The following is a 4953-nucleotide window of genomic DNA, read 5'->3' as shown; positions in this document are numbered from 1 at the left end:
GAGGCCCGTCGCGCCCTCATCGGACGCGCGGCAATGGACGACAATCGTCCGGGAAGTCTGCCGTGCCCGGACACGGACCACGACGGTGAAGCCGATCTCTGGGACAAGACCGGTAACCATTGTCCGAGCTACCTCGGCCGGCTGCCGTGGAAAACGCTGGGTCTGCCCGAACTGCGCGACGCGAGCGGAGAGGCGCTCTGGTACGCGTTGGCGCCTTCTCTGCGTGATCACGCCGTCGTGCAGCCCATCAATAGCATCGAACCGCCGGCCGAGATCAAGGTCGTCGGAATCGAACCTGCCCTCGACGTCGCAGCCGTGGTCATCGCTCCAGGCCACGTCTTGCCGGGCCAGCGACGTGAAGGTCCAGGCGTCGATGTCGCTGCCAACTACCTCGAAGGGCAGAACGTTTCGCTCGGCGACAACGTCTACGAAACCGCGGCCCCTTCGTCCGGCTTCAACGACCGGCTGCTCATGATCACCCGCGATCAATTGTTCGACGTCGTGGAGTGGCGAGTGGCCAATGAGATCCGGACCGCTTTGAGGCGTTACTACGCGGCTTTCCAATTCTTCCCTTACGCCAACAGCTATAGCGATAGCAACTATGCCTGCACCCCGACCCTCACCCGGGGACGAGTGCCCAACGCCGATCTGTCACCGTCCTATCCGCTCCGTAGCTGTACGGGTCATGCGGACTGGCAACCATCCCTGACCCCTCCCATCGCGCCGCCACCGTGGTTCGCCGAAAACAAGTGGCACCTTCTGACCTACTACGCTGTCGCGCCGGCGTGCACACGACCAACCTTGAACTGCAGCGGGAGCGGCTTCCTGACCGTAAACGACCAGGGCGGCGCAGGTGCGGTCGTGATCGTCGGCGGTCGCGCCATCGCATCCCTGAGTCAAGTGAGGCCCTGTGCAATCGAAAACGACTGCATCGAGCAACCGCTCGCAGCAACGAACAAGTACCGGCGCAAGGCAAGGTCGGTGTCGTTCAACGACCGCGTAGCGGTCATCGTCCCATGAAGGCCGGCCGGCTCGCCCCGCAACGCGGCTTCACGCTCATCGAGCTGGCGGTCGTGATCGCCGTCGTAGGCCTTCTGCTCGGCAGCCTCATGGTTCCGCTTGCGACACAGGTCGAGGCGCGGCAGATCGGGGAGGCGCGACGAATCCTGCAAGATGCGCGCGAAGCATTGAACGGGTTTGCGATTGCCAACGGCCGCTTGCCGTGTCCGGCCTCCAGCGTATCCAACGGGGTAGAAAGCCCCGTTGGCGGCGGCGTCTGCACGAATGCCCACGACGGATTTCTGCCGGCCGCCACGCTGGGAATCATGCCGACCGACCAGGAGGGATTTGCGATCGACTCGTGGGGCAATCGCATCCGCTATGCCGTGACGAATGCGAACGCCAGCGCATTCACCACCGCGAACGGCATGAGCACGCAGCACCTGACGGCGCCGCCAAGCCCGGACCTGCAGGTTTGTTCGACCGGCATCGGAATCAGCAGTGGAAAGTGCGCCGCCGGAAAGGCAATCACCGCAATCGCAGTGGCAGTGGTGTTCTCACTCGGTCCGAACGGACTCGCGGGGGGCACCAGCCCTGACGAAGCCGCGAATCAGAGCAACGAACGCGTTTTCGTCAGCCGTCTGGCCGGACCCAGTTCCACTGGCGGCGACTTCGACGACATCGTAGACTGGCTCTCGCCGCACATTCTCTACAATCGTCTGGTCGCCGCCGGGAAGCTTCCCTGAAAAAGGGGCGGCTTGCGCCCCTTCCTACTGCGCACGATCCTTCCGTAACACCGCTTCACCTACGACTGCGCCAACTCGAACCGCACCCGCCCGGGCTCGTTGATCGCAAGCGCAAGCCGATACCCGTGCTGCGCGGCCTGCTTGGCCGACTGATAGAGCCCGATCCCCAGCCCGGTCTGCGAAGGCACCGGCGCATCGAAGAGCTGCTGCGCGACTGCCACGGGTACCGGGCCGCCCACGTCGGTGACGCGCAGGCACGGCGTATCGGCGCACGAGAAGTAGACTTCGACGCGGAAGTCGGTGTCGCCGCGACCCTTGTTCAAGGCGTTCTGGATGAGATTGTCGGCAACGCTGTCGAACAGCTCGCCCGGCACCCGCGCCTGCGGCGAGATGGGGCCGGTCGCGAACACGACGTCGCTGCGTGCGTAGCGGGAATTGAGCGCTTCCCACCATTGGCCCGCGGCGATCGAAGCCGGCGCATCGTGCCGTCCCGGCGCGCGCAGCTTATCGAGCGTGACGTGCAGGCGTTGCGCGATTTGCGGCAGCTGGCGATTGATCAGGGCTTGCAGCTCGGTCGCCTGCTCCGGCCCGCTCGCCTCCGCGGCGGCGCATAGCGAGGTGAGCGATTGCAGCAGGTTCTTCACGTCGTGCGTGAGCCGCGCGCCGGTCTCGTGGATCGCCTGCGTGTAGGCATTCTGCCGCTGCGATTGCTCGCGCCGCTTGGCGTCGTAGAAGTGGGCGAGCAGCCGCGTGAGCAGCTTCAAGTGCAGCAGCAGCGCGGGCGATAGCGACCAGCGGGTGTAGAACGTGAGCGTGAGCTCGCGGTAGCTCAGCTCGGCGTCGAACTTCGACGGCTCGCCGAACTCTCCGCTGTCGGTCTTGGTCTGCCAGCGCACGCCCGAGAGCCACGGCAATTCGAGCATGTCGTGCAGCGAATTGACCAGAAAGCGCTCCGGCTGGCCGTCGTGCTCGGCGCGATTCGCCACACTTTGCATCCAGCGCTCGAACGGCAACCCGACCGAAAGCAGGTAGCGCGACAAGAGCTGCCCGATGCCCGAGAACCCGCCGTGCGGGTTCCACAGCCACGACAGCGCGATCAGCAGCAGCGCGATGCAGAACAGCGTCTGCGCCAGCGCCATCGGGTAATCGGTGCGCGCGAGCTCCTTGATCATGAAGCTGCCGAGCACGAGCGCGGAAACCAGCAGAAACAGCATCACGCTGTAGAACAGATCCACCGCGTGCGGCGTATCGGAGACCAGCCGTTCCACGCGCGTGAGAATGATCAGCACCGGCAGGAACAGCAAGCCGTAGCGGACCAGGACGTCGATCGCCGGCCCGCCGTCGTCCGGCGCGCTGAAGAGCTTCGGCACCACCCACACCAACAGCATGGCGAGCAGGTAGACGGCCGCGAGCAGCGAGGCGACGCGGTGACGGCGCTCGCGGATTCCCGGCACGTTGCCGCCGATCAGGCTGAACAGCACGGCGAGCCAGATCGCCATCAGCCACCAATTGGTGAAGCCGACCAGCGCCACCCCGATCAGGACGATGAGCCAGCCATGGCGCGCGCTCAATGTCCGTTCGCCGCGCCACATCGGCTGCCAGATGAGGAAAAGCCCGATGTGTGCAAGCAGGAACGCGCGCGACCAGGCGCTATCGAAATCCCAGGCGAGCGCCGCATGCAGCGCGAGCAGCATGGACCCGAGCCAGATCTGCGGCGGCAGCGAGGCGATGCGTTGATGCCAGGGCGTCACGTCGGAATGCGCCCGCACGTTGCAGCCGAAGCTGCCGCTACACTAGCGTGATTGCGAAGGCACCGATGCATGATGAATGCCCTATACGCCGAACGCTTCCGCGGGCTGCCGCACACGCTGACCATCGCTCGCTTCACCTTGCTCGAGGCTTTGCGCACGCGACTGCCGTGGATCTGGGCCGGTGTTCTGGCGTTCTTCGGCGCCGCGAGCCTGTTCATCAACCAGATCGCCATAACCGAATCCGCGCGGCTGCAGTGGAGCTTCTACGCCTCCGGTCTGCGACTGGCCGCCGTGCTGACGCTGGCTGCGTATATTACCAGCAGCATGGTGCGCGAATTGAACGAAAAAGGCCTCGAGATGGTGCTCGCGCTGGACCTGCCGCGAGCCGCCTACGTCGCCGGCAAGCTGCTCGCTTTCCTGGGCGTGGCAGCCGCGATGGCAGCTCTCGCGGCACTGCCGCTCGCACTCGCGCGGCCCGTTGACGCCGTCGCTGCCTGGATGCTATCGCTCATCTGCGAGCTCGCGATCGTGGCGGCATTCGCGGTGTTCTGCATCGTTTCGTTCGCTCAGGTGGTCCCGGCCCTGTTGCTGATCATCGCGTTCTACCTGCTCGCGCGGACGATCGACGCGTTGCGGCTCATGTCGGAGTCTGCCGTTCTCGGCGAGCTGGGCGGCGCACGCTCGCTATTCGAATACGCCTTCGATGCGATCGCGCTGCTGCTGCCCGCGTTCGAACGCTTCACGCAAACCGAGTGGATCGCTTCCGGCAACGTCGAGGCTCCAGTGCTCCTGCCGATCATCACGCAGGCGCTCATCTATACCCTGCTTCTGCTCGGTGCGAGCCTGATCGACTTCCATCGCCGCGAGCTGTGATGCGCCCGATCAGGCAACGAAAAGCACCGGCATGGGCTAGTCTGCTCACGGCGTGCGCGGCTGCCCTGCAGATCGCACTGAGCGCGACCCAACCCGCGCCGATGGCGCGAGCTTCTGGGCTGCCGCCGGCACCTGCGGGCGCGCTGCTGGCTTGGCTTGAGACGTTCGATCGGCTGCCCGCCGCGCACATGATGATGTTGTATTTGCAGGCGTTCGACAACCAGCCGGGCGTCAGCATCCCGTACCTCGACCTCGACTACCAGCGGGTCGCGCAATGGCTTCTGGCCGCATTACGGCTCGACCCGAAAAGCCAATACCCGCTGCTCATGGCCTCCCAGCTCTATGCCCAGGTGCCCGGCCCGGCCCGGCAGCGCTTCATGCTCGAATTCGTCTACGAGCAGTACCTCGCAGACCCCGAGCGCCGCTGGCGCTGGCTCGCGCATGCGGCCATCATGGCCAAACACCGCCTCAACGACCTTCCGCTCGCGCTCGAGTTCGCCCGCGCGATCGCCCGGCACAGCCCCAATGCCCCCGCCTGGGCCAGGCAAATGCATATCTTCCTGCTCGAAGACATGGGCGAATAC

General features: G+C 65.3%; 5 protein-coding genes. 4 read left to right on the top strand and 1 reads right to left on the bottom strand.

Going from position 1 to position 4953, the window contains the following annotated elements:
• Positions 1-33 precede the first annotated feature (33 nt).
• Entirely contained in the window at positions 34-1020 is a 987-nt protein-coding gene (locus GEV05_30520) for a hypothetical protein (protein ID MPZ47615.1), read from the top strand.
• Positions 1017-1745, top strand: coding sequence for a prepilin-type N-terminal cleavage/methylation domain-containing protein (locus tag GEV05_30515; protein ID MPZ47614.1), 729 nt, complete (start codon positions 1017-1019; stop codon positions 1743-1745). Before GEV05_30520 ends, GEV05_30515 begins: the two co-directional genes overlap by 4 nt.
• A gap of 59 nt (positions 1746-1804) precedes the next feature.
• Here GEV05_30515 and GEV05_30510 read toward each other — a convergent pair whose 3' ends face one another.
• On the bottom strand, positions 1805-3496 hold the full coding sequence (locus GEV05_30510) for a sensor histidine kinase (GenBank protein ID MPZ47613.1): 1692 nt from the start codon (positions 3494-3496) through the stop codon (positions 1805-1807).
• Positions 3497-3565: 69 nt separating this feature from the next.
• Here GEV05_30510 and GEV05_30505 point away from each other — a divergent pair, with 69 nt between their 5' ends.
• Entirely contained in the window at positions 3566-4369 is an 804-nt protein-coding gene (locus tag GEV05_30505) for an ABC transporter permease (GenBank protein MPZ47612.1), read from the top strand.
• On the top strand, positions 4366-4953 hold a 588-nt coding region (locus GEV05_30500; GenBank protein MPZ47611.1), incomplete at its 3' end, for a hypothetical protein. The genes GEV05_30505 and GEV05_30500, both read left to right, overlap by 4 nt.

The organism is Betaproteobacteria bacterium, assembly GCA_009377585.1.
Classification (GTDB): Bacteria; Pseudomonadota; Gammaproteobacteria; order Burkholderiales; family WYBJ01; genus WYBJ01.
The sequence above is the reverse complement of the archived record's forward strand: the minus strand, read 5'-3'. Positions and strand labels throughout refer to the sequence as shown.

Bases quoted from the DNA above. Each gene is read 5' to 3' on its own strand.
- GEV05_30520 (MPZ47615.1), top strand. From the start codon at position 34: ATGGACGACAATCGTCCGGGAAGTCTGCCGTGCCCGGACACGGACCAC.
- GEV05_30515 (MPZ47614.1), top strand. From the start codon at position 1,017: ATGAAGGCCGGCCGGCTCGCCCCGCAACGCGGCTTCACGCTCATCGAG.
- GEV05_30505 (MPZ47612.1), top strand. From the start codon at position 3,566: ATGATGAATGCCCTATACGCCGAACGCTTCCGCGGGCTGCCGCACACG.